This is a genomic window from Streptomyces sp. NPDC052910 (assembly GCF_055585605.1).
In genome coordinates, this window is record NZ_JBVJJR010000007.1 from 203,279 (window position 1) to 228,198 (window position 24,920).

Genomic DNA, 24,920 nt, shown 5'->3' on the forward strand with positions numbered 1-24,920 from the left:
CTGATGAGACCCTCGCTTCGCTCAACTCCCGTACGGGGAAGGAGTGGTGGCTGCCGAACCTCGGGCGAGGGTCGCCGCCGGCCGTGTCGGGGCGCCGGCCGGTCAGCCGACGCGCTCGGTCCAGCCCTCCGGAAGATCACCAGGTGCCACCGAGACGACCGAGTCGTCGTCCGCGCCGACGTACTCGAACAGGGTGATGCGGGCGAACTCCGGGACGACGTAGATGGGGTAGGTCGGCCCGGCGTCGCGGTAGGCGCGCATCTCGTCCAAGTGGTCGTTCTGGAAGCAGACGGTCCGTTCGCCGTGCTGCCGGATCCAGTCCGGGAAGAAGATCACGCCGTGCAGGCGACGCTTGCCCGGCATGACATTGACGGCGACCGAGGTGCCGGTGGGCTCCGTCCAGGAGACCTTGTAGCTGTCCTCGTCGAGCTGAACGAGGTCGACTTCCTGGTCCTTCACCCAGCGGCCGCCGACGTGACCGCTGTGAATGCGGTAGTCGATGGTGTGGTCGTTCTTCACGTACATCTCGTACTGCCAGCCGTTGGCATACGTGTAGACGAAGCGGTGGCCGACGATCCCGGAGAGGTCCTGCGCCGGAATGAGGTCACTGAGAGTGCCCATGATCTGCCTCCAAGGGAGTTGCGAACGAAGTGGACAACTTCATTTTGCAACAAAACATGTTTGATGCAAAACAGGTGTCACGGCACAATGGGAGACATGGACACCGCGACAGAGCTCGGGCGCCTGCTCGGCCCCCTGCGCCGCGCCGTGCTGCGCACCCGCCGCTCGGAAGGGCTCCCCGACCTTCCGGAAGCGCAGATCGAGCTGCTGCGCGTACTCGCCGAAACGGGCGGCATCACCCCTCGGGAGGCTGCCGTACGCCTACGCGCCGCGCCCTCCACGATCAGCAACCTCGTCCGCACCATGACCACCGCGGAACTGGTCGAGCGCACCCCGTCCGCCACCGATCTGCGCACGGTCCACCTGTCCGCCACCCCACGCGCACTCGACATGCTGGACCGCTACGACCGCACCAGCACCGCGGCCCTGCGCCGGGCCCTCGACGCTCTGCCGCCGACTCGCCGCCAGGCCATCGACGAAGCCCTGCCCGCCCTGACCGACCTGCTGGTCATCCTGGAACGGCAGGACGGGCCCGACCGCCGCCGGGCCTGAAGGGTTCCGGGAGGTCCGGGCGGTCCGGACGTCCGCGACTCGTGCCCGGTCCGAATGGGTCAGCGTGGTGAGCTGCGGCGCGTCACGCGGTACGGAGGTAGTGGCCGAACCGGAAGCCCGTCGGACGGCATTCGCGAACGCCGCCCGCGCGGGCCGGGAGAGCACGAGGTGTGCTTCCGGCGCCGGCGCACGGGGCTGCCCGGAGACCGGCGGTGCCATGGACAGTGCGAGGTCACCCTTGAGGTGCGCGCCGCTCCCGTGCCGATCCGCCGCCGAGCGGGGGACGGAAGGTGCGGCGGTACGCCTGGGGCGTGACGCCGACGGCGGCGTGAAGGTGCCGGCGTAGGGAGACGCCGGTGCCGAATCCGACCCGTTCCGCGATCAGGTCGACGGGCCAGTCGGTGGTCTCCAACAGGCGCCGGGCCAGGTCGACGCGCTGCCGGACGAGCCACTTACCGGGGCTGGTGCCGACCTCGTCGCGGAACCGGCGGGTGAAGGTCCGCACGCTGACGTTGGCGTGGGTGGCCATGTCGGCCAGCGTGAGGGGGTCGGCAAGACGCTCCATGGCCCATGCCTGAGTGGGGGAGGTGCTGTGGGTGGAGGGGGCGGGCACGGGGCGCCGGATGTACTGGGCCTGACCGCCGTCACGCCAGGGCGGTACGACGCAGGAGCGGCCGACCTCGTTGGCGACGTCGCTGCCGTGGTCGCGGCGGACGATGTGCAGGCACAGGTCGATGCCGGCGGCCACCCCGGCGGAGGTGAGAATCTCACCGTCGTCGACAAAGAGGACGTCGGGGTCGATGCGTACGGAGGTGAACATGCGCTGCAGGCGGTCGGCCTCGCGCCAGTGTGTGGTGGCGGGGCGGCCGTCGAGCAGCCCGGCAGCGGCCAGCACGTACGCACCGGTGCAAATCGCCACGATTCGGGTTCCCGGCCGGATGGCGGTCAGCGCCTCGCGCAGCGGGGCGGGCAGACGCCCCTCTTCACGGATGGGGCCCAGTGCGTGGGAGGGCGGGATGACGACGGTGTCGACCGTGGCCAGCAAGTGCGCATCGTGGGAGACGGCGAGCCGGTAATCGGCCTCCGCCCGGACGGGTTGGCCGTCCACACTGCAGGTGGCCACGGAGTAAAGCCGGTTGCCCGTGGCGTCACGGGCGGCGCCGAAGATCCGGGCCGGGATGCCGAGCTCGAAGGGGACGACGCCGTCCAGGGCCAGAACGCCGACGCGGTGCATGGCCCGATTCTTTCACTTCATGACCATCGGGCCACTACTCGGAGGTGGGCCGGCCGGGGAGGCTGAGGGCGGCCCGGGAAGACCGGCGCACCCCTCACAAGAAGCCCACTGCTGAAAAGAGCAACGCCCTCATGCATCCGACCTCTCCCTCCGCGACCATGCGAGCCCTCTCTCAGGACGCCGCCGGCGGCCCGGACGTCCTCAGGCTCGTTCGGATGCCACGGCCGGTGCCGGGCCGGGGCGAGATCCTGGTCCGGGTGCACGCGGCGGGCGTGAACCCGGCGGACTGGAAGACCCGCGCGCGGGGCGTGTTCGCCGACGGTGCCAGGCCACCGTTCACGCTCGGCTTCGACGTCGCCGGGGTGGTCGAGGCCGTCGGCGACGGTGTGACCCTCTTCCGGCCCGGTGACGAGGTGTTCGGGATGCCGCGGTTCCCGCACCCGGCGGGGGCCTACGCCGAGTATGTCGCCGCTCCGGCCCGGCACTTCGCCCCGCGTCCCCAAGGCCTCACCCACGTCCAGGCCGGCGCTCTGCCCTTGGCGGCGCTGACCGCTTGGCAGGCCCTGGTCGACACCGCGGACGTCCGGCCCGGCCGGCGAGTGCTGGTCAACGCGGCCGCAGGAGGAGTCGGCCACCTGGCCGTGCAGATCGCCAAGGCCCGCGGGGCGTACGTCATCGGCACCGCCGGCGCCGCCAAACACGAGTTGCTGTACTCGCTGGGCGCCGACGAACTGATCGACTACCGCACCCGGGACTTCACCGAGACGCTCCGCGACGTCGACATCGTCCTGGACCCCGTCGGAGGCTCCAACTGGACCCGGTCCCTACGCACGCTGCGCCCGGGCGGCACGCTCGTCTCGCTCCTGCCCCTCGACGACACCTTCCCCTACCGGGAAGCCGAAGCAGCCGGCGTGCGAGCGGTGTTCATGCTTGTCGAGCCGGACCACGCGGCGCTGCGGGAGATCGCCTCCCTGGTGGAAGACGGGCGGCTGCGCGTAGTCATCGACAAGGTCTTCCCCTTGGAGGAAGCCGCCGAGGCGCACAGGATAGGTGAGGCCGGTCACACCACCGGCAAGATTGTCCTCACCGTCACTTCCTGACCGGAGACGGGTACCTGTCCGGCGACGGGTAAGGGAGTTCTCCCGCGTGGAACCTCCGTAATCACACAGGCACCACGCACAACTGGCAGAGGCCTGATCCACTAAGTGGATCAGGCCTCTGACCTGGTGCAACCAAGTCGGGGTGGCGGGATTTGAACCCACGACCTCTTCGTCCCGAACGAGGTTCGGGCAGCAGAGGATCCAGGGGTGTGGCGTGCAGCGCAGCTCAGAGACTCGGGCTGGGGTGTTTTGGCTTGGCCTAATTGGGTGCGGTGAGGTAGATCCTCTCCCAGGATTCTCCCAACATTTCGGTGGTGGGGCTCTGGGGTCACCCCGCGTGCGCGGGGACCACTTGTGGACACCGCGCAGGTACGGGCGGCTGTTGGGACCACCCCCGCGTGCGCGGGGACCACCCGGTTGATCTCGTAGAGGCGGGCGAACCGCGGGGACCACCGGTGATCGGCGACTTGGCCGGGCAGCACCCGGGGACCACCCCCGCGTGCGCGGGGACCACGGGGGACGTACCTGCCTGGGGTTGCCTCACGAGGGACCACCCCCGCGTGCGCGGGGACCACAGAAACGTAGGCTGATAGGTGAAGAACTCTTTGGGACCACCCCCGCGTGCGCGGGGACCACAGGCCGCCACCTGCGGGTTTAGCGGACGAGGGGCCAGTTTTTACTCACTAGTTGAGATTCCGGCAAAGCGGTCATCGCAGGCATTTTGGGTTCGGTCGCACCGGCAGTTGGTCAGCGAGGCACTTCATGGGTCATTCTCCTCTGCGGGTGGGCGGTAGCAGCAGGTCTCGCTCCGGGTGGCTGTCGCCGGTGACGCGGCCTTGGACGCCGAGGTCTTTGCGGGCTGCTTCGTGAAAGGCGTTGATGGCCTTGAAGGTGGCCCGGTGGAGTGCGCGCCACTCTTCCAGGGTGCCGGTGGTTTCGCCTGTGGCCTGCCAGTCGATTTTGAGGGCGATGGCGTTGAGGTCGTGGGCCGCTTCGACGACGACGTCGCCGCCCAGGAGCATGACGCGTTCGAAGGCTCGGCCGCGGAGGCGGCCGGCCTCGGACATCTCTGCTCTGATCTCCGGCTCGGACTGATCACTGGGGCGTATCCCCTCGCGGTGGTGGTAGAGGTGCACCGCTATGAAGATGCAGGCGCGCATCTGGTCGATGTAGTGCGCGTAGGCGTCCAGCTTCTTGGCGTCCCAGCGGGTCTGGAGGGTCTGGCGGTGCCGCTGCTTCTCCATTCTGTGGTTGGCCAGGTGGGTGGTCACCGCGCCCAGGAGCACGGCAGCGATTGTCACCAGTTGCTCGCTGTTCTCCACCGGGCCGGCCCTCCCCAAGTCGTTCTGACGACTTTGAGGATTGCAGGCCGGGCGGAGCAAACGGATCGGAGCGTGCCAAATGGCTGAAACACTGCAGGGGTTGGTGGTCGACCGTCGCTCGATGTGCAGGAGCGTGACGGTGTGACTGCTGTGACACCTCTGCTGTTTCAGCCATCAAGGCGCCGGACCGTACACGGGGATTGAGCCCGTCCGCCTTGGGTGGTCACCGCTTTGCGTAGTCCATGACGTAAGCGACCGCGAGGCCAGCCCCCAACAAGCCGACAGCCATCAGCGCCAGGACGACGAGCACTCCGTCGCCTCGGCCGATGGCACGGACCGAACCCGCAATGCCGCCGACGGAAGCGCAGATCCCGAGGATGAGCATGCGTGATGACAGGTTTCCGGGTCTCCGGCGAGGGCCCTGACTCTGATGCTTGGTCATGGCTTGTACTCCACGCGCCCGGGTTCCCGTGGTGCGACTACCCGGGTGTCACCCTTCTCCTTGTTTCCTCCCGGCGGGGTGTAATAGAAATCGATCCCGGTCGCCACTAGAGCGACGGGAAAACCGAATACTTTGCCTCCTACCCGCCCCAGCCGGTTCATGGGGGATGGTTTTCTGTGCCTTCCCCCTCCCCCCTTGTACTTTTCCATCCCCTTGCTGGCCTCTCCCCCTGCAGCGGATGGCGCGCCTCCCAAAAAGTAATCCCACGCCTTGCCGAAGTCGCCGTGCAGCGCCGAATCCGCGCTGTTCATCCAAGACCGATAGCTGAGGAACTCTGCCGCAGGTTTCAGGGTGCCGCCGCCGAACTGCTTGGGCGCGTCGTCGATGTCGAGAGACACTCTGCGGTCTTTCTGTTCTTTCCTGACATCGTCAAGCGATTCGTATTTGACGTGGCCGAAGTTGTGAGCTTCGCCTCCGTGGCTCTTTCTGAGAGCCTGCGATGCTCCTTCGTCGATGTCCCGCGCCTGGGAGAGAAGTTCGTTGATGAAATCTTCCAGCCGTTGCTTGCCTTCCCGGTCCGCTGGGCTTGGCTGGGCGTCCCCGGCAGTGCACATGGGGAACTCGCATCTGACCGTACCGTCGCGGTTGTCTATGACCACGACGGTCTTCTTCGCGGCCTCAACGGCACCGAGGATGCTCTCGCGGACAGCAGCGAGATCGGTATATGCCTGTTCCAGACAGTTGCAGATGCTCGTCGCTTCGACGTGAGCGTCGTCGAATTCCTTGACTGTCTTTCGTATCACTTCTCTTGTGACGTCAGAGTTCACGCCGGCCCACTTGGCTCTCTCCGCTTCCCTGAGCATGCCATCACGTGCGGCTCGTGCCACCTCGCTCAGTTGATTGGCGATTTCCTTCCAGTCCGAAACTGCGCGATTCAGGCTGTCCAGCCTGACTCCGGTGACGTCTGCGTATGTCAGCTTTCCCACGGAGCACCTACTTGAAGTACTTCAAAATGTCGGAGCCAGTTGCCGGTCGCCCGCCGAATGAGTGGGCCAGCTTGGCGTCTTCTTCGGTGCTCGAAGTGGCCGAGAAGTCCAGGTGGTCGGATATCGTTGCGCACGCTTGGCGCAAGCTGGTCACCTGTGACTCCCATTTGTGGAGTGTGGTGGTCAGGGCGTCGCCAATGGCGAAATTGTGCCGCTTCAGCTCTCCGGCCGCAGAGTGGGTCGAGCCACCGCCTTCGGTGCCACGGCCTACATCCCCGGCTTTACGGAGACGTTCTTGCAGGATGAAAGCCTCGTGGCCGATCCTGCCGAGGTCGTCGGCGTGGACCGCCAAGTCCGGTGATCTGCCGGAAACTGACATGCGTATCTACCTCTCTCCCGTATACTGCTTCCGCTGCAAGCTTTCCGTTCTGAGGTGCGTGTACACCACAGTTGACCGTACTGAGATGCTCGTTAAGGTCAGGAACGGATCCGTTCCCTCATACGGATCCTTAACCTGCGGTCGGACCGGTGTACTCAGGGGGGCCGACTTGTTAGTTGGACGTCAGACGACGCACCGTCAGTGCTCCACGGGCCCGTGACAGGGCGAGGTTGTCGTTGTCGACGCGGGACAGAACGACGTCCGTCTGGGTCGTGATCGGGCCCCGGATCCGGACAGGGGCGGGCGGCAGGCGCAGCATCATCGGGTAGTCCTCGGGCATGTACGAGTTCACCAGGCGGTACGGATGCAGGCCGTGGTGGAGGAACGGGGCCAGGACCTCGTCGACCGTTCGACCGCCGGCCGCCAGGCGGGCCGGGCTGAGTTCGACGACGATCTCGCAGTCCGGCCGTTGGAGGTGCAGGAGTTCGGCGAGGCCGTCCAGTACCGTGCCCTCGGCTCCCTCCACGTCTACCTTGATGATCCGGGCCTGTTGGAGCTCCGCGGTTGAGACGGCGTCCGCCAGGGGGAGACCGGGGACGGTCAGCCGGCGTTCGTGGTGGTTCGGCTTGACCATGGTCGTGGCGCCGAGGTTGCCCGTGTGGGGGACGTAGAGGATCACGTCGCCCCGAGAAGCGGTGACGGCAGCGCGGACGGTACGGACGTTCTCGCAGTGGTTCAGGGCGGTGTTCGCCTGGAGTTCGGCGTGGAGAGCCGGCGCCGGTTCGATGGCCACCACGGTGCCGTCCGGGCCGACGAGTCGTGAGGCCATGACGGTGTAGTAGCCGAGGTTCGCTCCGATATCGAGGAAGCCGTCGCCCGGCTTCAGCCGTGAAGCGATGAAGGCGGAGATGACCGGCTCCCAGCATCCCGACGTGTAGAGCGACCTCATGATGAGGTCTTCCGTCGTACGGATTCGGACGCGAAACCCGTACCGGGTGGTGACCGTCTTGGCCGCGGCCGGGTTTTGACGGAGTCCGACGTCGAGCCATTCCCGCAGGAGCGCTCGCTTCAGCACGGTGCCCGGGCCGTACCGCACATAGCAGCGGGCTGCTGCCAGCAAGGCACGCCACGGCGGTGGAATCAGGTGGGTCTCGGACGGTGGACAGCGCGTTCCTAAGGAAGGGCCCATGTGCGCGACCGTACGGTGCGGAGCCGTCCGGAGACAGGGGCCGGTCGGTGCAAGAGGCATGGATCACCAGGCGGCTTACGTGCCCCAACACCGTGTGCACCACCGCACAAGCCGAGCGGGCCGGCTCCGTGTGGAGTCGGCCCGCCCGTCCTTCTTGGTCCGTGCTATCTACCTGTCTGGTGATCTGTGAGTCACGGGGCCGAGGGTGAAGGACTCGGATGCCGTCACCGTGAAGGTGCTGTCACCCGTCGATTCGGCGTGCCGCACGAACCAGGTGTGGGCCCGCCTGGCGCTCGGGGTGCTCCCCGGCTGCTTCTCGCCGCAGTCCTCACATGTGCCCTGGAAGCGGTCGGGGCCCGCGGCGCTGGCCGTCACCTCCCAGCGTTCGTCATCCGGGGGGAGGAGCGTCGGCCTTCTCTCGGGTCCTCCTTGCGCTCGGGCCGCAGTGAGGCGGACGCCCCTGCTGACGGCCACCCGGAGGACGTCGCGCAACGCCGTTGCCAAGGGGTTGACGATGCAGTGCATCCCCTCCGGTGCCTCATCGGGGTCGTTGGTGATCTCCTCCACGTGACTCAGCAGGGTGTCCGCCAAGGCGAGTTGCTCCTCCTCGACCATGTCGGCCATACGACCGAGGAAGCTGGCGTGGCCGCCTCCTACCAGGTAAAGAGGCTTGTTCGAAAAGCCGGCCCAGGGCAGCAGACGGAGTTCGGCCCCGGCGCCGTGGTCCCTCGGTGAGTCGGCCCTAATCGGCATCGACATCGCGGGTTCCGTCATCGGTCGCCTCCTCATCCGGGCTGGGCACGGGCGCGGTGAACAGGGCCTCGGACCGTTCGCCGCGGAGCACCAGGTGCGCGGCCTCCACCACCCGGCCCGTGGCGTCGGTGGAGACACGTTCGATGAACAGGACCGGCGTCCTGATGGTGATCTGCAAAAGGTTGGCTTCTTCCGCCGTCGCGAGGCGGGCCGTCAAGCGCTGTGCGCTGGTCTCCACGCGCACTCCGGCCCTGGCGAGGAGCCGCCGGACGTCCTCGCCCCACGGGGAGCGGACCACCCGGATCTCCCGAAGGTCTCTGTCCGCCACGGACTGGGGTATGTAGACGTGGGCCACGCTGTGCGGGATCTCGCCCTCGCGGTTGAGGTACCGGTACCTGGCTACCGGGGCTCCGGCTGAGACGCCCAAGAGGGCTGACAGCTCCGTGGTGGCCTTGATGTGGGTGACGCTGATGGTCGTGCGGAGCACGCTGTGCGTGCCGGCGTGTGCCTGCCCTGTGTGGCCGCCGGGGGAGTACCGGACGGGCGCCATCGGGCGGGTCACGTAGGTGCCGCTGCCGTGGCGCTTCTTCAGGAGGCCCTCGGCCTGGAGTACCTCCAACGCGTCCCGAAGGGTGGGCCTGCCGACGTCAAAGGCGGCGGCGAGGGCGTCCTCCGAGGGGAGACGTTCACCGAGCTTGTACGTACCGGAGCTGATGCGGTGACGCAGCTCGTCGACGACTTGCTGATAGCGAAGGGTCAACGTCACCACTTCCTCAAGGCGCGCATCGCGAACAGCCGGGTCCCCCGGCGGAAGACGAAGGCTTCGCCGGAGCCGAAGTAGGCGCGCCTGCCGCCACCCGGCACGTCGACAAGGTTCCGCACCTTGAACTGCTTGCTACCGATTTCTATGAGGTCCCCGCGCCGTACCGTCGCCGCGGTGACTTCGAGGAGGGTGTACACGGTGTTCACGCGCCGCCTCCCTCGTCGCTCCGCGTCTGGCCGTGAAAGCGGGGCGCGCAGTCGAAGAAGCGGTGGGGCGAGGCAGCCGGTCGCTGATCGGGCGGCATCATCGGTATGCCTCCGGCGCGTTGTCGCACCGGGCCGCCAGCAGCGTGCCCGGGTAGCGCTTCAGCCGGGGCTGAGCGCAGCCGAGCATGGCGGGCAACATGGGGCGGGCGAGTACGGCCTCTCGCGTGCAGGGCCGCGTGGGGGCGGGCGCACCTTGAGCCGTTTCTCGCGGCGGACGGCCCGCCGGAGTGTTTGCCCGTTCCTCTGCCGGACCGACCCGGCGGTGGCCCGGGGTCCCGGCGGCGCTGGACGGCGGTAACAGCCGTTGCCGCGTCCGCCCGTAGGCGGCGCGAAGTCGTTCGAGCACCTGTCAGCTCCTTATGGCTGATCGCGGTGGGAGCCCCGGGCGGTGTTGGCCGCGGGGCGGGGGGGTTTGCGGACGGCGGCCCAGGCGACGAGGCCGCGTCGGCTGCTGGCGAGGCCGAACCAGTCGGCCGTTCCGAGCAGCGTCAGAAGTTCCTGCCAGGACTGGCGCGAGCGCGACGCCGAGTCCGGGACCTTTATCTCGATGAGCGTGTGGTTGCCGCGGTCCCTCTTGCGAGGTGTGAGGCCGGCTGCGGCGAAGCGGCGTACGAGCGCTTCGGCACGAGCTTCGGGTGAGGGCACAAGGCGGTCCTCCGTCACAGCGGTGTTACACGGCGTGATGTTAGTTAACTAGATTAGAGCTAGTGGACTAGATTTCCAACATGCGTGAGCAGCCGCCTTACCTCCGCATCGCCGACGTGCTTCGGCAGCGCATCGCGGATCAGGAGTGGACGCCCGGGGCGCGTCTTCCGTCCCGCGCCCAGATTGCCCAGGAATGCGGTGTCGGCGAGAATGTCGTCCGCCGGGCGCAGGAACTCCTGATCTCCCAGGGCGTTCTGGAGGGGCGCGCGGGTTCGGGCACGTACGTGGCGAAGCCGCGGGAGCGAGCGCGTCTACTGCGCTCGTGCTGGCGGGGCGGAAAGCCCGGCGACGTGTTCGGGCTCGGCCCACGGGTCACGTGGGAAAGCCAGAGCGAGGCGAAGCTACCGGTGCCCGCCCACATCGCGGCCCGCTTGGCGATCGACGTCGCCGAGTTGTGCGTGCGCACCACCTACGAGTTCATGGTCGACGGCCGGCCCGCTCAGCTCATGACCAGTTGGGAGCCCTACAGCCTCACCGGTGCCACAATCGTCGTGCTGCCCGAGGGTGGGCCGCTGGCGGGCAAAGGCGTGGTCGCCCGCATGGCCGAGATCGGGGTCACCGTCAGCCACGCCGAGGAAGCGGTGCAGGCGGGGCAGGCCACCGCCGAGGAGGCGAACCTCCTCGGCGTGCAACGGGGAGCGCTCGTCACCCGCGTCCGGCGGACGTACTACGGCGACGACGGTCGGCCGGTGGAAACCGCCGACATCGTCGTCCCGGTGTCGATCGGTGAGATCGTGTACGAGGTGCCGGTCAACCCGTAGCGGGGTAGCGCCAGTTCGAGTACGACAGGGCCCGGGCGCGTGCCTCGATGACGGCCATGCGGGCGTCGCGTTCGCCGGCGTCGGTGTGGGTCGCCTGGCTCGTCGCCTGTCCGGGCCACTTGCGGTACAGAAGGCCGACCTCCCGCGTGAAGTAGCCGCGGGCCACGCTGTTGAGGGCGAGCAGGAGCCCGGTGTCCTCGGACGCCGGCAGCGCCATCCAGCCGCCGAGGGCCAGCAGCAGATCATGGCGGATGAACAGGGTCGCCGGGTGGACCTGGGCCCGGTAGCTGTGCGCCTGCCAGTGTTCCAGCACTTCACCGCGCTCGATCGGCCCCTCGTCCGGGTCCTGGTCGAAGCCGAACGTCGAGCCGTCGGGGAGCAGATCCAGCACGCGGGACGTCGTCCACCCGAGGGTGGGGTCGCCTTCGAGGACGGCCAGGTCGCGGGCGAGAGCGCCCGGCGTCAACTGGTCGTCGGCGTCGAGCACCTTGACGTACTCGCCGTCCGCGTGCGCCAGGGCCATCATCCGGGCGACGCCCGGGCCGCCCGGCCGGCCCTGCTTGAAGGTGACGCGAGGGTCGTCCGGTATGTGCGGGGCCACCGCGTCGCTCGTGCCGTCCTCCTGGATCACCCAGTGCCACTCCCAACCGTCCGGGAGTTCCTGCGCACACAGCGACTTGTAGGCATCCGCCAGGTAGGGAGCGGCGGGTTCGTGGACGGCCGTAATGATGACGAGCCGGCGCACGGCGGTCACCACCTTTCCAGGGGAGTGGTGAAGAGCATTTCCGTGCGGTCGCCGGGCAGGACGACGTCGGAGATCTCCACGGGGCGGTCGTCGATGTCGATCGACGTCTTCCGGAGGACCAGGACGGCGGTCCCGGGCGGAAGATCGAGTTCCTCCGCCTCCTCCGCGGTCGGGGGGCGGGCCGTGACGCGTTCCTCCATGCGCCCGAGCTCGATGCCCACCGTGAACAACTGGCTTTGGGTGCCGCCCGGCCAGGGCTCGTTCTCCGCGTCCAGCAGGGCCGGGTTCGCCGCCACCATGTCGCGGACGAGGTAGGAGGTCACGAGGGTGAAAGGGGCGCTCTCGGCCCGGTAACGGGTGCGGTAGGTGCGTTCCAGGAGAGTTGTCTCCTCGGGAACGCCGAACGCCTCCGCGAGCTCCTCGTCGGCCGGGATCTCCTTGTACGCCGCGTGGAACTCCAGGTCGGGGAGTTCCAGACCGGTGTCGTGCTCGGTGGCTCCGGTCTCCGCGCGCTTCTCCTCCGGCTCGCGGACTCGGTCCTTCTCCCACTGGTGGCGCAGGTTCGAACGCTGCACCAACGTGCGCGGACGCCGGACGAAGTTGCCCCGGCCGTGCTCCTTGTCGATCAGTCCCTCGGCCTGGAGGAGCCGGAGGGCGTCCCGGACGGTCGGGACACTCCGGCGGTAGCGCTCGGCGAGTTTGGCCTCGGAGGGGAGCCGGTCGCCGGGGGCGAGTTCACCTGCGCGGATGGACTGGCGGAGGTCGTCCGCGATGCGCTCGTACGCCTTGGCCATTGGTGCTCACCCATCCCGTCGTGCGATGGCCCTCAGCATACGAGTCATCAAGAGGTCTTGACGAGTCGGGAGACGTCCGCCATAGTCAACGCAACTCATAAAGAGGAGTTCTCCTCAGGACCTCCTGATGAGTTGCTCGGCCCTTGGTGACGACTGCCTACCGGCGCGCGCATCAGGGCGACGAGTGATCCCCTTCGGGCCCGCCACCAGCGGCGGCGACGGAGGGGCGCGTCTCCTGGCCTTCCGGCCGGTGAGCCGCAGTGGAACCGCACCGGTGCGGCACATACCGCCCTCCGGTCTCCGGCTTCTGATCCCATGGGGGGACCCAGATGAAGCGCGCGATCAAGCTCTCGATCGGTGACGTGGTCCGCGACCGCGGCAGCATGACGCTCGGCACGGTGACCGGCATCGCCGCCCAGCCGACCGGCAACCTCGTTGCCCTGCAGGTCACCGGCGGCGTCCGGCTCGTCGAGCCGAACGACGTCGAGATGGTGGCCCGCCGGTCCGAGCCGATGACGACCGGGCGCGCCGTGGTGGCCGTGGCCGTCTTCACGCTCGCCCTGCTCGTCGCCTACCTCGGCGGCAACACCGTCCGCGGGCTCGGCGCGGACTGGCTCGTCGTCGGCCTGACGAGCCTCGGCGGCTACATGGCCGTGTCGTACCTCTACGGGTTCACGCGCCGCCTCGTGCGGCCCCGGCGGTTCCGCGTCTGACAGCCCAACTCGGGCCGGCGCGGTGATCGACGGGTCAACGGAGGCTCACCGCCTGGCTCTCCATCCCACCACCGACGGCGCAGGAGAGACGATGCGTTCGTACGTAGAAGACCAGCAGGTCAACGAGGTTTTACGGGTCCGGCGCCAGCCGTTTCCGGGCGGTTTCAGGGAGCTCTTCCACGGGACCCCGGGCGAGACCGCCGAGGAGCGGGCGGCCCGCCTGGCGGTGGCCGAGGCCGTCCTCACGGAGCTCCTGGAGCTGGGTGAGACGGACGAGGTCGCGGCGGAGGACGCCTTGTACGCAGCCCACCTCAACAGCACCGCGCTGTGGAGGGTGAAGATCGACGCGTGGCCGAACTGGGCCAAGAGGGCGGCGTGATGATCGCGTCCTTGCCCTCTTGGGCACCCGCCGTCGGCTCCGCGGCCGCCGTCCCGGCCGTCTGGCTGATGTGGCGGGGGCTGCGCGGTCGGCGAGCCGGCCGGAAGCGCGGTTCGGCCGCCGTGGTCGTGGCCGCGCTGGCCGCCGCCGGCTGCACGGCCTACAGCGCCGACACCAGCTGGCGGTTCGCCGCCGACTACCTCGACATGGGGAGCGCGACCGAGCGGGCGGCGATGTTCGCGGCCGCGGAACTCGCCCTCTTCGCCACCGCGCTCATGGCCCGGCAGAACCTGAACGGGCCGACGCGAGCGCCCGGCGCCCCCGGACTGCTCGTCTGGGTGATCACCGGCGTGCAGGTCATCCCGGCGTACGCCGAATCCGGCGCGGTCGGCGGGACCGTACGGGCCTTCGTCGGGCCGGTCATGGCCGCGATGCTGTGGCACCTGGCGATGGGTATCGAGCTCCGCCACCGCCGCCCGGAAGCGAAGTCACACGGTCTTGTCGCCGTGCTGGGCAAGGAACTTCGGGAACGGCTCCTCTCGCACCTCGGTGTCGCCGAGCGGAACCGCGACGCGGCGCAGATCACCCGCGACCGGGCCACCGCCCGGGCGGTCGCACTCGCCGCCCGCCTGGCCGACACGGCACCGGAGAAGCGCGCGACGCGGCGCGGCCGGCGGCTCAACCGGCGGCTCGCGGTGGCGGTGGCGCGGGCGTCCGTGGGCATCGACGCCGAACAGCGGCGCCGACTGCTCGAACAGCTCGCCGCCCGGCGGCACGCGGCGGGGCTGGCCACCGTCGAACTCCCCTCGCCGTGGGCCGACTCCGCGCCGGACCCCGCCGCGTCCGCCCTGGCCACCCAGGTGCGCGACCAGATGCGCCAGGCGACGGAAGCGATCCGCCGGCAGGGGTACCCGCATCTGCTCCGCACCACCGAAGTCTCCGCAGGCCAGAGGGTGAACAGCCCGGACCGTTCACCTGAACACCCCGTAGGTCCCGAGGGAGACGAGCCGGCCGCGAAGTTGAGCACCGCCGACGCTCAAGCGGTCATCGAGAACGGTTGGGCCGCCGGCCTCAGCGTCCGCGAGACGGCCAAGCGGGCCACCCGCGCGCCCAGCTACGTGCACGGCGTCTTCGTGAAGCTCGACACCGAGCGCGGGCGGCGGCCGGGCGCCGGACAGCTCGCCCTGGTGAACGGCCAAGGGGAAGCCCTGCCCGACGCGGCCGATTCCTGATTCCCCTCCTGCACGCGGAAACCCCGGTCCTGCCATGCCCTTTGACGGGCTGCGCCGGGCCCCACAAGGAAGGACTGTCAGTGCGACACGAGAAGGACGACGGTCGAGACCAGCGCACCGGCGACGAGGGAACGGTGCACCACCTCAACGACGTCCGCGCCGCCCGCTCCCAGGCGGTCACGCAGGACCCCGACACCACGGTCATGGTCGACGGTCCGGCCCCGGCGGCCCCCGGCTTCATGGCACGGATCACCGGCGCCAAGCGCCGCCCGATCGTCCCGTCGTGGATGCGCGACCGGGCGGAGCTGAAGACCGCCGCGACCTGGGCCGCCGGCCACTACGGTCACGTCACCGCGTACCACCTGTGGCGCTCCCCGGTGTACGCCGCGCGCCTCACCCTGCAGGCCCCGCGCGGCGCCGCCCGCTTCGTCGGCGGGGCGATGCGGTGGGTGTCCGACGCCGAAGGGGAGCCGGTCCGGCTCGCCGCGGTGCGGCGGGAGGACGTCGGCGAGTACCTCAAGCTCTGCCGGCAGCGGGACGGCCGGGTGCGGCTGCGGACGCTCGTCGCCGTCCTGGCCTCGCTCGTCGGTCTCGGGACCGCGCTGGCCTTGTACGTGCTGGCTCCCGGCTGGGTCCAGGCCGTCTCCCTCGGCGCCCTGGCGCTGGCGCTCGGCCACTTCGGCACCCCGGCGGACGCCCCGGTGATCACTCGCGCCGTGGAGACGCCGAAGACGCAGAAGCTCACCAGCGACATCGTCCTGCGGGCCCTCGGCGCTCTGGGCATTTCCGCCATCGGCCAGGCGCAGAGCAAGGGCCAGGACGGCTTCGTCTTCACGGCCCCCATCACGCGGGACGGCCCCGGCTGGCGGGCCGAGGGCGACCTGCCGTACGGCGTGACCGTCACGGACGTGATCGACCGCCGCGACCGGCTCGCGTCGGGTCTCCGCCGGCCGCTCGGCTGCGTCTGGCCCGAAGCCGTTCCGGAGGAGCACACCGGCCGGCTCGTGCTATGGGTCGGCGACCAGGACATGTCGAAGGCCAAGAAGCCGGCGTGGCCGCTGCTGAAGGGCGGCGCCGTCGACCTGTTCAAGCCGGCTCCCTACGGCACGGACCAGCGCGGCCGTTGGGTCGACGTCACCCTCATGTACATCTCGGGGATCGTCGGCGCCATCCCGCGCATGGGAAAGACGTTCCTCCTCCGGCTGCTCCTGCTCGTCGCCGCCCTGGACCCGCGCGCCACCCTGCACGCCTTCGACCTCAAGGGAACCGGCGACCTCGGCCCTCTGGAGCGCGTCGCCCACAGCTATCGCGCCGGCGACGAGGACGAGGACATCGACTATGCCCTGGCCGTGCTCCGCGGCGTCCGGGAGGAACTGCGCCGCCGGGCGAAGGTGATCCGCAACCTGCCGCGGGACCTCTGCCCCGAGTCCAAGGTCACCAGCGAGCTCGCCGACAACAAGTCCCTGGGCCTGCACCCGATCGTGATCGGCGCCGACGAGTGCCAGGTGTGGTTCGAGCACCCCAAGCACGGCAAGGAGTTCGAGGAGATCTGCACCGACCTGACGAAGCGCGGACCCGCCCTCGGCATCACCCTCCTCCTCGCCACCCAGCGGCCCGACGCGCGGTCCCTGCCCACCGGCATCTCGGCGAACGCCTCCAACCGGTGGTGCCTCAAGGTCATGGGGCAGATGGAGAACGACATGGTGCTGGGCACCTCCACGTACAAGCGGGGCGTCCGGGCGACGATGTTCGCGTGGGGTGACAAGGGCATCCACTACTTCGTCGGCGAGGGTGCCGACGCCCGGATCGTCGGCGCGGCGTACGTCGACGCCCCGGCGGCCGACGTGGTGGTGGCCCGCGCGTACGCGCTGCGGGAAGCGGCGGGCACCCTCACCGGCCACGCCCTCGGCGCGGACCCCGTCGCCGAAGCCGTCACCTCATTCGACCTGCTCCGCGACATCCTCGCCGTCGTCCCCGCGAACGAGCCGAAGGTCTGGAACGAGACGGTCGTCGGCCGCCTGGAGGAGCTGCGGCCCGACGTCTACGCCGGCTGGGCGGCTGAGCAACTGACCGCCGCGCTCAAGCCCTTCGGGATCGAGACCGTGCAGATCGGCCGGCGCCTTAACGGCAAGGTCGTCAACCGGCGCGGCATCGTCCGGGCCGACATCGTCGAAACCGTCGCCGACCGTGACGGAAGGCAGGAAGCGGGATGACCACCGGGGCCGCCGGCGCTAGCAGTGCACCCCGCTAACGTTAGCGGCCCCGCTAGCACCCAGAAGCTGCTGTGACCTGGCCGCTAGCGGTTAGCGGCCCTCCCTGAGCACGTCCGTGAACCGGCCCGGGAGGCCCCTGATGAGCTCCGCCCTCTCCGCTATACCCGCCTTGCTCCTCATCACGCTGTGCTACGCCGCGCTCTGCGCCGTCAGCCCCCTCGGCGCCTGCCGGAAGTGCCGCGGCTTCGGCTTCCAGGTTCGCAAGAACCGCCGCGGCCGGATCTCCCGCGGTCGCGACTGCCGCCGCTGCCGCGGCCACGGCAAGCGCGTCCGCTTCGGCCGCCACCTCTACAACCTCGCCTCGCGGGTCCACCGCGACGGCACCCGCTGACTCCGAAGGAGCCCACCGTGTTCGTGTCGATCTCGGCCCTCGCGCTGTTCGGCGTGCTCCTGGCCCTGCTCCTCCGCTTCAAGGCCCTGGGCATCGGCGCCGCCGTGGTGGCCGCCCTCTTCGGCTTCTACCTCTCCCGGACCGGCGCGGCCGGCTCCATCGACCAGATCATGACCGCCCTGAGCGGCGCGGTCCGCGACTTCGGCAAGTGACCGACCAACCGACAAGGAGACGCCCATGTGCGAGTGCCGGACCACCGTCCCCCGCATTTCCTTGATGGCCGCCGCGGAACTCCGCGACGTCCTCAGCGCCCTCGAACGCGGTAAGGGGCCGGTCGCCATCGCCGCCCTGATGGCCATCGACCCCGAGTCCTGGCAGGCGATCGAGCACCGCCTCGCCGCGGTCGGCGGCGACCTCCGCGCCCTGCTGGACGCGGCCGGCGAGGGCGACACCAGCCGGTACGCCCTCCGCTGACGGCCCCCCGTGCGGCCTCAACTCCCCTCCGCCGGAGGTGAGGCCGTGCGGAGGACCGGACAGCCCGGCCCGAACGAGCAGGGAGGACCATTCGTGACCAAGCCTGCTGTTGCCTGGTTCCAGAGCCTGACCGAGAGCGTCTTCGCCCTCGGCGCGGCGGCTAGGGAGCTGCGCATGGCCAACGACGCGGCCCGCGTCGCCGCCTGGGGCGTCGACCCGCACCGCTTGCTCCCCGTCAACGGTGAGCTGAACGTCCCCGGGGCGCCCTTCTTCCGCCCGCACGACGCCGCGGTGTGCGAGCTGGCCGACGTGTACCGGCAGTTGGAGAACTGCACGAAGCGGCTGTACGAGAACACCGCCCTCGCCTACGCCCATGGTGCGGCTGCGGCGGCGCTGGCCGTACTCCGGGGCGAGCGCCCGCACCGCGCCGAACTCCAGCGCGAGAAGAACCAGTACGCGCTGCCGGCCACTGGGCTGCCCGACCCGACCGGCCTCCTGGGCGGGTGGAACGGCGGCCCCCGCCTCGTCGAGCTGCGTCGCGTGCTCCTCCAGCGCCAGGACGAGGCCGACGCGGCTCGGGCGGAGCCGCGCTGCGGGGCGGACGAGTTCGCGGTGGGGCTCGCCGACGCCGCGTACGCGTTCGGCGAGCAGGCCGAGAGCGCCCTCCACTTCGCCCTCATGACCACGAGCAGGAACGACGAGGAGATCTGGTGACCACGGAAGCGTCCACCCCCGACCCCGCCACGGCGTACGCGGACGCCCCCAGCATCATCGCCGAGGTCGGCTGGGTGGCCAGGCAGCGGACCCCGGAGTCGGACCGCGAGTTCTGGCTCCGCAAGGCCGCCGTGTTCGACCGCATCGCGATCAAGGAGGCGGCGAACTACGCCCCGGAGGTGGCGGCGCCGGCGATCGAGGCCGCCGCCGACGTGGCGCTCCAGTTGGTGCGCTACGACGCCACGCACGAGGGGCTGAGTCCGAGGGGCTTCGAACTGGTCACCGCAGACGACCACAGGGAGTACGTCCGCCACGCCTACCTGGCCTGGAGCCGTTCGTAGGTCTGCGAATCCCGGGGCAGCGGTCGACGGGTCAAGGACGCCCGCTGCCCCGGCCTCCCATCCCAACCACGACACAGGAGGTGTCACCAGCATGCCTCAGAACAGCCTCCATCCGCTGCTGGACGCCGCCCTTGCGGCGGCCGAGCGCGGCTGGAAGGTCTTCCCGCTCCGGCACGGCGGCAAGTGTCCGGCGGTGCGAGCGTGGGAGCGGCGGGCGACGACCGACGTCACGCGTATCTCCCGCTGGTGGACCGCGTCCCCCTTCAACGTCGGCATCGCCACCGGCCCGTCGAAGCTGGTCGTGATCGACCTGGACGTGCCCAAGCACGGCCAGGACCTGCCGCCCGCCGGAACGCCGTCGAAGGTGACCACCGGGGCGGACGCGCTGTCCCACCTCGCGGCGGAGCACGGGCAGCCGTTCCCGACCGACACTCACACCGTCCGGACGGCCGGCGGGGGAACCCACCTCTACTTCGCCGCGCCGCAGGGCGTCGAGCTGCGCAACACCGCGGGCGCGCTCGGATGGAAGATCGACACGCGAGCGGCGGGCGGCTGCGTCGTCGGCGCCGGCAGCATCGTCAACGGCAAGCCGTACACCCGCGTCGTCGACGTCGACCTGGCCCCGCTGCCCTGCTGGCTGCTCGACCTGCTCCGACCGGCGAGCCTGCCCCCGCAGGAGCCCGTGACCGTGACGCTCGGCTCCGACCGCCGCAGTGGCTACCTCAAGGCGGCCGTGAACGGGGAGCTAGCCAAGGTCGCCAACTCCCCGGCGCACGGCCACAACAACGCCCTCTACCTCGCGGCCGTCGCCCTCGGGCAGCTCGTGGCCGGGGGAGAACTGAGCGCCGCCGACGTGACCGAGTGGCTGGTGGTGGCCGCGCTCCGCGTCGGCCAGGGCGACCGCGAGGCCCGGCGCACGATCGCGTCGGGCCTGAAGGCCGCCGCCCGCGAACCGTGGCGCGGAGGGCGGCATGACTGAACCCCAGCCACACCTCTACTCCACCCACGCGGAGCCTCAGCCCCTCCAACCCGCCCAGCAGCGCATCCGCACCGCCTGGACCGCCGACGAGTTGATGGCGGCGAGTTCCCCGAGCCGCGCTGGGCGGTGCCCGGGATCATCTCCGAGGGCGTGAACCTCCTCGCCGGTCCGCCGAAGGTCGGCAAGTCCTGGCTGTCCCTCGGCCTGGCCCTCTCCGTCGCCGCCGGCGGCCAGGCGATGGACACCGTGCCGGTGGAGGGCGGCCCGGTGCTCTATCTCGCCCTGGAGGACACCCCACGCCGGCTCCAGACGCGCATGCGGAAGATCCTCGGCGGCGAGCCGGCGCCGGCCGCGCTGACGCTGGCCACCTCCTGCCCGTCCCTCCCGCAGGGCGGCAACGAGGCCATCGCCCAGTGGGTGGAGCGCAACCCGGACGCCCGGATGGTGATCGTGGACGTCTTCGCGAAGATGCGCGGCCCGTCCGCCCCGGGGACCTCGGCGTATGACGCCGACTACGCCGCGGTCGGTCACGCCAAGCGGATCGCGGACCACTACGGCATCGCCGTGGTCCTGGTCCACCACGTCCGCAAGGCCGGCTCGGACGACTTCCTCGCCGAGGTCTCAGGCACCAACGGCCTGGCGGGCGCCGCCGACGCCACCCTCGTTCTCAAGCGCTCTCGCGGCCAGGCCGACGGCGTCCTCCACGTCACCGGCCGTGACGTCGACGAGGCCGAGTACGCCCTCCGCTTCCACGCCGAAGCCGGCGCCTGGCAGCTCCTCGAAGGCCCCGCCGCCGCCCACACCATCGGCGACACCCGCGCCACCGTCCTCCGCTACGTCCGCGACCACCCGGGCGCCAAACCCAAGCAGATCGCCGAGGGCATCGGCCTCGACCCGGCCCTCGTCCGGCAGACCTGCTCCCGGATGGCCAACGACGTCCAACTGATCCGAGACGCCGGCGGCTACGCCGCTCCCAGTGAGAACGGGGGGCAGGCGTGACGAGTCACAGCCGTCACAGTGTCACTGCTGTCCCGCTGCCTCACCTCTACCGGCCCTCGGAGGTCGCAGAGGCTCTGGGGTGCTCGGAATGGTGGGTGAAGGAGCAGGCCCGGAGGCGCCGTGTTCCTTTCACGCGGGCGGGCGGCGCCTACCGCTTCACTGCTGAGCAGTACGAGGCGATCCTTCAGACCTTCGAGGAGCGGCCTCTCGTCACCCAGGAGACGGCTCCCGTGGGAGCGACACGAGTCTCCAAGGTGCGGCGAGAGCCGGCGCCCTCTGTAGTCCGGCTTCGCGCCCGACCCCCTCGTCGCGGACGCGGTGAGCGGGCGTCGGCCGTCTCGTCGGCGGAGACGGGGGCCAGTAGTGGGGTTCGCTGAGAAGCGTGGAACGTACTGGCGTGGGCGCTTCAAGATCGCGCCAGGCAAGTACGGGACCGTGTCGGATGCTGCCGGAAACACGATCAAATACGAGACCAGGCGGGACGCGGAGAAGGCCGCGAATCTCGAAGAGGCGAAGGTGCAAGGGGGCCTCTGGCGGGATCCGGCGGCGGGTCGGATCACGTTCGCCGAGTACGCGAGCCGCTGGTACGCCGAGCAGGACCTCGCCGCTTCCACAATGCAGAACTACCGACACCACATCGAGGAGCACCTGCTCCCCACCTTTGAGGAGAAGGCGCTCGCGGATATCCAGCGGTCGCACGTCAGCGCGTGGGAGAAGGCTGAGCGCGCCCTCTACGCAGCGTCGAGCGTGAAGACCTGGCGCGCTACCTTGCACCTCATTCTTGAGGACGCGGTGGAGGAGAAACTCATCACCTCCAACCCGGCAGCGAGGAGGAGGGGCCGCGGAAAGCGCGCCGGCCGAGGATGGGACCGTGGGCCGGAGAAGGTCGTGACGGATCCGCTGGGTGCCCTGCTGGTGGCCGAACGGGCTGCGCTGCTCTCGGGCAGGGACGACGAGTTCGTCGCCACCGTCCTCAAGTCGTATACGGGGAAGCGGTGGGGCGAGATCGTCGGCCTTGAGCCGGAGTTCGTGCGTCTGGAGTCGATCCGAATCGAATGGCAGCTATACGAGCTCGACACGGGGGAGCTGGTGCGGTGCCCGCCGAAGGACGACAGCTACCGGGACATCGATGTCCCGAGGTGGCTTTCGGGCCTGGTGCTGGATCACGTAGCGGCCACCAATCCTCAGCCTTGCCAGTGCCACAACAGGGTGTACGTCTTCCGAGGGCAGGGTGTGGCCCGTAACGGTGTCTCCGGGGCGAGGCTGGTGGACGTCGCCAGGCGGGCGGGCGTGTCCGCGGGCACGGTGTCCAACGTGCTGAACCGTCCGGACCGGGTCGCCGAGCCGACTCGGGTTCGGGTGGAGCAGGCGATCGTCGATCTCGGGTTCATCCGCGGCGGCGTGCCGGACGGACACGCGGCTCACTGGCGTCGGAACGGCTTCGCAACGTGGCTGTTCCGCCCGGCCGCGGACGGCTGGTACCCGAGGAAGGCGCCCCAGGAGGGACGGCCGGTTCCCTTGCTCGCGGAACCCTGGCCGGGGGTGCCGGCGCGAGGCCGAGGAGCCGCGGCTCGTGCGGAAGCGTGCTGGGTACCGATCGCCAAGGGCCTCACTCCGCATGGTCTCCGGCACGCGCACCGGACGTGGATGGAGGACAAGGGGCTCCTGAACACGGAGAAGGCGCTGGCCGACGAGCGAATGGGCCACATCGACGGCTCGGTCTCGGCCCGCTACACCCACGTCACGCCCGAGATGCGGCGGCGACTGTGCGAGGGACTTACGCGACTGTGGCACTCATCACTCGACGCGCGGCGGGCCATGAACCCCCGCTCTCCCGTGGGAGTTCTTGATCGGCTGCTCCGGTCCCGGCCGTAAGGGAGGCGCCGAAGGCGAGAACCAAGATCTTCTCCCGGAGTTCTCCCGGACGATCTGCAAAACGAGTCAAGGCCCTGATCTTCAGAGAAGATCAGGGCCTTGACCTGGTGCAACCAAGTCGGGGTGGCGGGATTTGAACCCACGACCTCTTCGTCCCGAACGAAGCGCGCTGCCAAGCTGCGCTACACCCCGCTGCAACGAGCTCTACTTTAGCGGACGGGAGCCGGGAGACGAAATCCGGTTCTTGGGGAGGTGCCCGGGGGTGCGGCTGGGAGGCGCAGGCGGGAGGCGCAGGTGAGGGGCCGGGATGGGACAGGGGCGAGGCAGGGGTGGGGGTGTACGTGGGAGGAGGGGCCGAGGGGCCGCCGGTCTTGGCGGGCGGCCCCGGCGGGGGTGCGGTCAGGCGTCGCGGGGGGTGAGGGTGAGGAGGGTGGCCTCGGGGGGGCAGGCGAAGCGGACGGGGGTGTAGCGGTTGGTGCCGCAGCCGGCCGAGACGTGGAGGTACGAGCGGTGGCCGCCTGCGCGGTGGGTGGAGAGGCCCTTGACCCGGTCGGTGTCGATGTCGCAGTTGGTGACCAGGGCCCCGTAGAAGGGGATGCAGAGCTGGCCGCCGTGGGTGTGGCCGGCGAGGATCAGGGGGTAGCCGTCGGCCGTGAAGGCGTCGAGAACGCGCAGGTAGGGCGCGTGCACGACGGCGAGGGAGAAGTCGGCGTCCTCGACCGGGCCGCCTTGCACGGCGTCGTACCGGTCGCGCTTGATGTGCGGGTCGTCGAGCCCGGTGAGCGCGATCTCGTTGCTGCCGATCTTCAGGTGGCCCCGGGTGTTGGTGAGGTTGACCCAGCCGGCCTTGTCGAAGGCGTCCCGCAGCCCCTCCCAGGGGTTGTGGATCACGCCGACGGCCGGGGCGTTGCCGTTGAGGCCGTGCCGCCCGCTGGCCTTCTCGAAGAGGTAGCGGGCCGGGTTCCGCAGCTTGGGACCGTAGTAGTCGTTCGAACCGAAGACGTAGGCGCCGGGGAACTGCATCAGCGGCCCCAGCGCGTCCAGGGTCTCGGGGACACCCTCCGGGTCGGAGAGGTTGTCACCGGTGTTGATCACGAAGTCGGGGCGCAGGCCGGCGAGGGACTGCAGCCAGCGCTGCTTCTTGCGCTGCCCGCTCACCATGTGGATGTCCGAGACCTGCAGCACCCGCAGTGGCCGCATCCCGGGAGGCAGGACGGGCACGGTCACCCGTCGGAGCCGGAAGGAGCGGACTTCGAAGCCGGCGGCGTAGGCGATGCCCGCCGCGCCGACTGCTGTGATTCCCAGGGGTACTGCGTATCGCGCGCGCATACGGCCATGGTCGCAGACGGCGGTGGTCGGTCGTGTCACGGGCCCGGTGGCAAGGGGGAGTTGTGGTCCCTGCGGGGCGGCGGGGGCCGGTGCCGCCGTTAATGCGGGGCACGGGCGGGGGCGGGATGCGAAGATTGCGGCATGACCACGCTCAAGGCAAAGCTCCAGGACGACCTCACGGCCGCCATCAAGGCGCGCGACGAGCTGCGCTCCGCCACTCTCCGTCTCACGCTTTCCGCGATCGGTTACGAGGAGACCGCGGGCAAGCAGGCCCGTGAGCTCTCCGACGACGAGATCCTGAAGGTGATCACGCGTGAGGCGAAGAAGCGCCGCGAGGCCGCGGAGGCGTTCGAGAAGGGCGGTCGTGCCGATTCCGCCGAGCGCGAGCGGGCGGAGGGCGAGGTGCTCGCCGCGTACCTGCCGCAGCAGCTCTCGGACGAGGAGCTGACCGCTCTCGTCGCCGAGGCCGTGGCCGAGGCGAAGAGCGGCGGAGCCGAGGGGCCGAAGGCCATGGGCGCCGTGATGAAGATCGTCAAGCCCAAGGTCGGCAACCGCGCCGAGGGCGGCCGGGTGTCCGCCGAGGTCAAGCGGCAGCTCTCCTAGGACACCGACAAGGCGGCCGGGCGAGAGAGCCAAGAGAAGCCAAAGGGAGAGGGGCCCGCCGGACCG

The 24,920-nt window shown here is 69.9% G+C and carries 30 protein-coding genes and 1 tRNA gene; 16 read left to right on the forward strand and 15 right to left on the reverse strand.

The genetic code is table 11. The features are described 5' to 3' along the window. Positions 1–102 precede the first annotated feature (102 nt). A complete protein-coding gene (locus tag ACZ6X9_RS24895; protein WP_469780210.1) occupies positions 103–621 on the reverse strand; it encodes a phenolic acid decarboxylase in 519 nt (172 codons plus the stop codon). A gap of 96 nt (positions 622–717) precedes the next feature. On the opposite strand from ACZ6X9_RS24895, the gene ACZ6X9_RS24900 reads away from it, so the two are divergent. After that, the gene (locus tag ACZ6X9_RS24900) at positions 718–1,173 is read left to right on the forward strand and encodes a MarR family winged helix-turn-helix transcriptional regulator (protein ID WP_469780211.1); all 456 of its coding nucleotides are present in this window, start codon (positions 718–720) and stop codon (positions 1,171–1,173) included. A gap of 232 nt (positions 1,174–1,405) precedes the next feature. Here the strand turns inward: ACZ6X9_RS24900 and ACZ6X9_RS24905 are convergent, their stop codons facing one another. After that, positions 1,406–2,407, reverse strand: coding sequence for a GlxA family transcriptional regulator (locus tag ACZ6X9_RS24905; RefSeq protein ID WP_469780212.1), 1,002 nt, complete (start codon positions 2,405–2,407; stop codon positions 1,406–1,408). 158 nt (positions 2,408–2,565) lie between these two features. On the opposite strand from ACZ6X9_RS24905, the gene ACZ6X9_RS24910 reads away from it, so the two are divergent. After that, positions 2,566–3,507 carry an NADP-dependent oxidoreductase gene (locus ACZ6X9_RS24910; protein WP_469780213.1) on the forward strand — a complete coding sequence of 314 codons (942 nt, stop codon included), beginning with the start codon at positions 2,566–2,568 and terminating at the stop codon, positions 3,505–3,507. A 767-nt stretch (positions 3,508–4,274) separates the two neighbouring features. Here ACZ6X9_RS24910 and ACZ6X9_RS24915 read toward each other — a convergent pair. From ACZ6X9_RS24915 to ACZ6X9_RS24955, 9 genes are all read right to left on the reverse strand, one after another. After that, positions 4,275–4,829, reverse strand: a complete 555-nt coding sequence (locus ACZ6X9_RS24915; RefSeq protein WP_469780214.1) for a hypothetical protein — start codon at positions 4,827–4,829, stop codon at positions 4,275–4,277. 223 nt (positions 4,830–5,052) lie between these two features. Next, positions 5,053–5,271, reverse strand: coding sequence for a hypothetical protein (locus ACZ6X9_RS24920; RefSeq protein ID WP_469780215.1), 219 nt, complete (start codon positions 5,269–5,271; stop codon positions 5,053–5,055). Further along, a complete protein-coding gene (locus ACZ6X9_RS24925) occupies positions 5,268–6,257 on the reverse strand; it encodes a hypothetical protein (protein WP_469780216.1) in 990 nt (329 codons plus the stop codon). The genes ACZ6X9_RS24920 and ACZ6X9_RS24925 overlap by 4 nt, the downstream gene beginning before the upstream one ends. Before the next feature lie 7 nt (positions 6,258–6,264). Then, positions 6,265–6,636 (reverse strand): hypothetical protein, encoded by a 372-nt coding sequence (locus tag ACZ6X9_RS24930; RefSeq protein WP_469780217.1) that lies wholly within the window; start codon positions 6,634–6,636, stop codon positions 6,265–6,267. A 172-nt stretch (positions 6,637–6,808) separates the two neighbouring features. Further along, positions 6,809–7,585 (reverse strand): FkbM family methyltransferase, encoded by a 777-nt coding sequence (locus tag ACZ6X9_RS24935; RefSeq protein ID WP_469780218.1) that lies wholly within the window; start codon positions 7,583–7,585, stop codon positions 6,809–6,811. A 408-nt stretch (positions 7,586–7,993) separates the two neighbouring features. Then, positions 7,994–8,599, reverse strand: coding sequence for a hypothetical protein (locus tag ACZ6X9_RS24940; RefSeq protein WP_469780219.1), 606 nt, complete (start codon positions 8,597–8,599; stop codon positions 7,994–7,996). Continuing rightward, entirely contained in the window at positions 8,568–9,344 is a 777-nt protein-coding gene (locus ACZ6X9_RS24945; RefSeq protein ID WP_469780220.1) for a GntR family transcriptional regulator, read from the reverse strand. Before ACZ6X9_RS24945 ends, ACZ6X9_RS24940 begins: the two co-directional genes overlap by 32 nt. Continuing rightward, entirely contained in the window at positions 9,341–9,547 is a 207-nt protein-coding gene (locus ACZ6X9_RS24950; protein ID WP_469780221.1) for a hypothetical protein, read from the reverse strand. The genes ACZ6X9_RS24945 and ACZ6X9_RS24950 overlap by 4 nt, the downstream gene beginning before the upstream one ends. A 417-nt stretch (positions 9,548–9,964) precedes the next feature. After that, positions 9,965–10,252: a hypothetical protein gene (locus ACZ6X9_RS24955; RefSeq protein WP_469780222.1), complete on the reverse strand. Its 288-nt coding sequence runs from the start codon at positions 10,250–10,252 to the stop codon at positions 9,965–9,967. An 80-nt stretch (positions 10,253–10,332) separates the two neighbouring features. On the opposite strand from ACZ6X9_RS24955, the gene ACZ6X9_RS24960 reads away from it, so the two are divergent. Next, positions 10,333–11,073, forward strand: coding sequence for a GntR family transcriptional regulator (locus ACZ6X9_RS24960; RefSeq protein WP_469780223.1), 741 nt, complete (start codon positions 10,333–10,335; stop codon positions 11,071–11,073). Here the strand turns inward: ACZ6X9_RS24960 and ACZ6X9_RS24965 are convergent. Continuing rightward, a complete protein-coding gene (locus tag ACZ6X9_RS24965; RefSeq protein ID WP_469780224.1) occupies positions 11,063–11,830 on the reverse strand; it encodes a glycosyltransferase family 2 protein in 768 nt (255 codons plus the stop codon). The two genes, ACZ6X9_RS24960 and ACZ6X9_RS24965, sit on opposite strands and share 11 nt — an antisense overlap. Further along, entirely contained in the window at positions 11,824–12,612 is a 789-nt protein-coding gene (locus ACZ6X9_RS24970; protein WP_469780225.1) for a GntR family transcriptional regulator, read from the reverse strand. The genes ACZ6X9_RS24965 and ACZ6X9_RS24970 overlap by 7 nt, the downstream gene beginning before the upstream one ends. A 329-nt stretch (positions 12,613–12,941) precedes the next feature. Here ACZ6X9_RS24970 and ACZ6X9_RS24975 point away from each other — a divergent pair, with 329 nt between their 5' ends. The 12 genes from ACZ6X9_RS24975 to ACZ6X9_RS25030 all read left to right on the forward strand — a co-directional run bounded on the left by ACZ6X9_RS24975 (position 12,942) and on the right by ACZ6X9_RS25030 (position 22,922). Beyond that, positions 12,942–13,325: a hypothetical protein gene (locus ACZ6X9_RS24975; RefSeq protein WP_469780226.1), complete on the forward strand. Its 384-nt coding sequence runs from the start codon at positions 12,942–12,944 to the stop codon at positions 13,323–13,325. A gap of 91 nt (positions 13,326–13,416) precedes the next feature. Then, positions 13,417–13,704: a hypothetical protein gene (locus ACZ6X9_RS24980; RefSeq protein ID WP_469780227.1), complete on the forward strand. Its 288-nt coding sequence runs from the start codon at positions 13,417–13,419 to the stop codon at positions 13,702–13,704. Continuing rightward, on the forward strand, positions 13,674–14,936 hold the full coding sequence (locus ACZ6X9_RS24985) for a hypothetical protein (RefSeq protein ID WP_469780228.1): 1,263 nt from the start codon (positions 13,674–13,676) through the stop codon (positions 14,934–14,936). Before ACZ6X9_RS24980 ends, ACZ6X9_RS24985 begins: the two co-directional genes overlap by 31 nt. A 134-nt stretch (positions 14,937–15,070) precedes the next feature. Continuing rightward, positions 15,071–17,149 carry a cell division protein FtsK gene (locus tag ACZ6X9_RS24990; RefSeq protein ID WP_469780366.1) on the forward strand — a complete coding sequence of 693 codons (2,079 nt, stop codon included), beginning with the start codon at positions 15,071–15,073 and terminating at the stop codon, positions 17,147–17,149. A 139-nt stretch (positions 17,150–17,288) separates the two neighbouring features. Beyond that, a complete protein-coding gene (locus ACZ6X9_RS24995) occupies positions 17,289–17,540 on the forward strand; it encodes a hypothetical protein (protein ID WP_469780229.1) in 252 nt (83 codons plus the stop codon). 17 nt (positions 17,541–17,557) lie between these two features. After that, on the forward strand, positions 17,558–17,752 hold the full coding sequence (locus tag ACZ6X9_RS25000) for a hypothetical protein (protein ID WP_469780230.1): 195 nt from the start codon (positions 17,558–17,560) through the stop codon (positions 17,750–17,752). 25 nt (positions 17,753–17,777) lie between these two features. Continuing rightward, entirely contained in the window at positions 17,778–18,014 is a 237-nt protein-coding gene (locus tag ACZ6X9_RS25005; RefSeq protein WP_351503556.1) for a hypothetical protein, read from the forward strand. A 93-nt stretch (positions 18,015–18,107) separates the two neighbouring features. Then, complete coding sequence (locus ACZ6X9_RS25010; RefSeq protein ID WP_469780231.1) at positions 18,108–18,728, forward strand: hypothetical protein; 621 nt, start codon at positions 18,108–18,110, stop codon at positions 18,726–18,728. Continuing rightward, complete coding sequence (locus tag ACZ6X9_RS25015) at positions 18,725–19,069, forward strand: hypothetical protein (RefSeq protein WP_469780232.1); 345 nt, start codon at positions 18,725–18,727, stop codon at positions 19,067–19,069. Before ACZ6X9_RS25010 ends, ACZ6X9_RS25015 begins: the two co-directional genes overlap by 4 nt. A 91-nt stretch (positions 19,070–19,160) precedes the next feature. Continuing rightward, the gene (locus ACZ6X9_RS25020) at positions 19,161–20,048 is read left to right on the forward strand and encodes a bifunctional DNA primase/polymerase (protein ID WP_469780233.1); all 888 of its coding nucleotides are present in this window, start codon (positions 19,161–19,163) and stop codon (positions 20,046–20,048) included. Positions 20,049–20,174: 126 nt separating this feature from the next. Further along, on the forward strand, positions 20,175–21,047 hold the full coding sequence (locus ACZ6X9_RS25025) for an AAA family ATPase (RefSeq protein ID WP_469780234.1): 873 nt from the start codon (positions 20,175–20,177) through the stop codon (positions 21,045–21,047). Positions 21,048–21,410: 363 nt separating this feature from the next. Then, entirely contained in the window at positions 21,411–22,922 is a 1,512-nt protein-coding gene (locus tag ACZ6X9_RS25030) for a LacI family DNA-binding transcriptional regulator (RefSeq protein ID WP_469780235.1), read from the forward strand. A 118-nt stretch (positions 22,923–23,040) separates the two neighbouring features. Here the strand turns inward: ACZ6X9_RS25030 and ACZ6X9_RS25035 are convergent. Both ACZ6X9_RS25035 and ACZ6X9_RS25040 read right to left on the reverse strand, forming a co-directional pair. Next, positions 23,041–23,114: transfer RNA gene (locus ACZ6X9_RS25035), tRNA-Pro, on the reverse strand. 207 nt (positions 23,115–23,321) lie between these two features. Beyond that, positions 23,322–24,251: a metallophosphoesterase gene (locus ACZ6X9_RS25040; RefSeq protein WP_469780236.1), complete on the reverse strand. Its 930-nt coding sequence runs from the start codon at positions 24,249–24,251 to the stop codon at positions 23,322–23,324. 141 nt (positions 24,252–24,392) lie between these two features. On the opposite strand from ACZ6X9_RS25040, the gene ACZ6X9_RS25045 reads away from it, so the two are divergent. Then, a complete protein-coding gene (locus tag ACZ6X9_RS25045; RefSeq protein ID WP_469780237.1) occupies positions 24,393–24,854 on the forward strand; it encodes a GatB/YqeY domain-containing protein in 462 nt (153 codons plus the stop codon). Positions 24,855–24,920: the final 66 nt, after the last annotated feature.

What these genes read in the sequence shown, in the direction of transcription:
- ACZ6X9_RS24895 (WP_469780210.1), bottom strand. Translation starts at nt 621, where the DNA reads ATGGGCACTCTCAGTGACCTCATTCCGGCGCAGGACCTCTCCGGGATC.
- ACZ6X9_RS24900 (WP_469780211.1), top strand. Translation starts at nt 718, where the DNA reads ATGGACACCGCGACAGAGCTCGGGCGCCTGCTCGGCCCCCTGCGCCGC.
- ACZ6X9_RS24905 (WP_469780212.1), bottom strand. Translation starts at nt 2,407, where the DNA reads ATGCACCGCGTCGGCGTTCTGGCCCTGGACGGCGTCGTCCCCTTCGAG.
- ACZ6X9_RS24910 (WP_469780213.1), top strand. Translation starts at nt 2,566, where the DNA reads ATGCGAGCCCTCTCTCAGGACGCCGCCGGCGGCCCGGACGTCCTCAGG.
- ACZ6X9_RS24920 (WP_469780215.1), bottom strand. Translation starts at nt 5,271, where the DNA reads ATGACCAAGCATCAGAGTCAGGGCCCTCGCCGGAGACCCGGAAACCTG.
- ACZ6X9_RS24930 (WP_469780217.1), bottom strand. Translation starts at nt 6,636, where the DNA reads ATGTCAGTTTCCGGCAGATCACCGGACTTGGCGGTCCACGCCGACGAC.
- ACZ6X9_RS24935 (WP_469780218.1), bottom strand. Translation starts at nt 7,585, where the DNA reads ATGAGGTCGCTCTACACGTCGGGATGCTGGGAGCCGGTCATCTCCGCC.
- ACZ6X9_RS24940 (WP_469780219.1), bottom strand. Translation starts at nt 8,599, where the DNA reads ATGACGGAACCCGCGATGTCGATGCCGATTAGGGCCGACTCACCGAGG.
- ACZ6X9_RS24960 (WP_469780223.1), top strand. Translation starts at nt 10,333, where the DNA reads ATGCGTGAGCAGCCGCCTTACCTCCGCATCGCCGACGTGCTTCGGCAG.
- ACZ6X9_RS24970 (WP_469780225.1), bottom strand. Translation starts at nt 12,612, where the DNA reads ATGGCCAAGGCGTACGAGCGCATCGCGGACGACCTCCGCCAGTCCATC.
- ACZ6X9_RS24975 (WP_469780226.1), top strand. Translation starts at nt 12,942, where the DNA reads ATGAAGCGCGCGATCAAGCTCTCGATCGGTGACGTGGTCCGCGACCGC.
- ACZ6X9_RS24980 (WP_469780227.1), top strand. Translation starts at nt 13,417, where the DNA reads ATGCGTTCGTACGTAGAAGACCAGCAGGTCAACGAGGTTTTACGGGTC.
- ACZ6X9_RS24995 (WP_469780229.1), top strand. Translation starts at nt 17,289, where the DNA reads ATGAGCTCCGCCCTCTCCGCTATACCCGCCTTGCTCCTCATCACGCTG.
- ACZ6X9_RS25005 (WP_351503556.1), top strand. Translation starts at nt 17,778, where the DNA reads ATGTGCGAGTGCCGGACCACCGTCCCCCGCATTTCCTTGATGGCCGCC.
- ACZ6X9_RS25020 (WP_469780233.1), top strand. Translation starts at nt 19,161, where the DNA reads ATGCCTCAGAACAGCCTCCATCCGCTGCTGGACGCCGCCCTTGCGGCG.
- ACZ6X9_RS25040 (WP_469780236.1), bottom strand. Translation starts at nt 24,251, where the DNA reads ATGCGCGCGCGATACGCAGTACCCCTGGGAATCACAGCAGTCGGCGCG.
- ACZ6X9_RS25045 (WP_469780237.1), top strand. Translation starts at nt 24,393, where the DNA reads ATGACCACGCTCAAGGCAAAGCTCCAGGACGACCTCACGGCCGCCATC.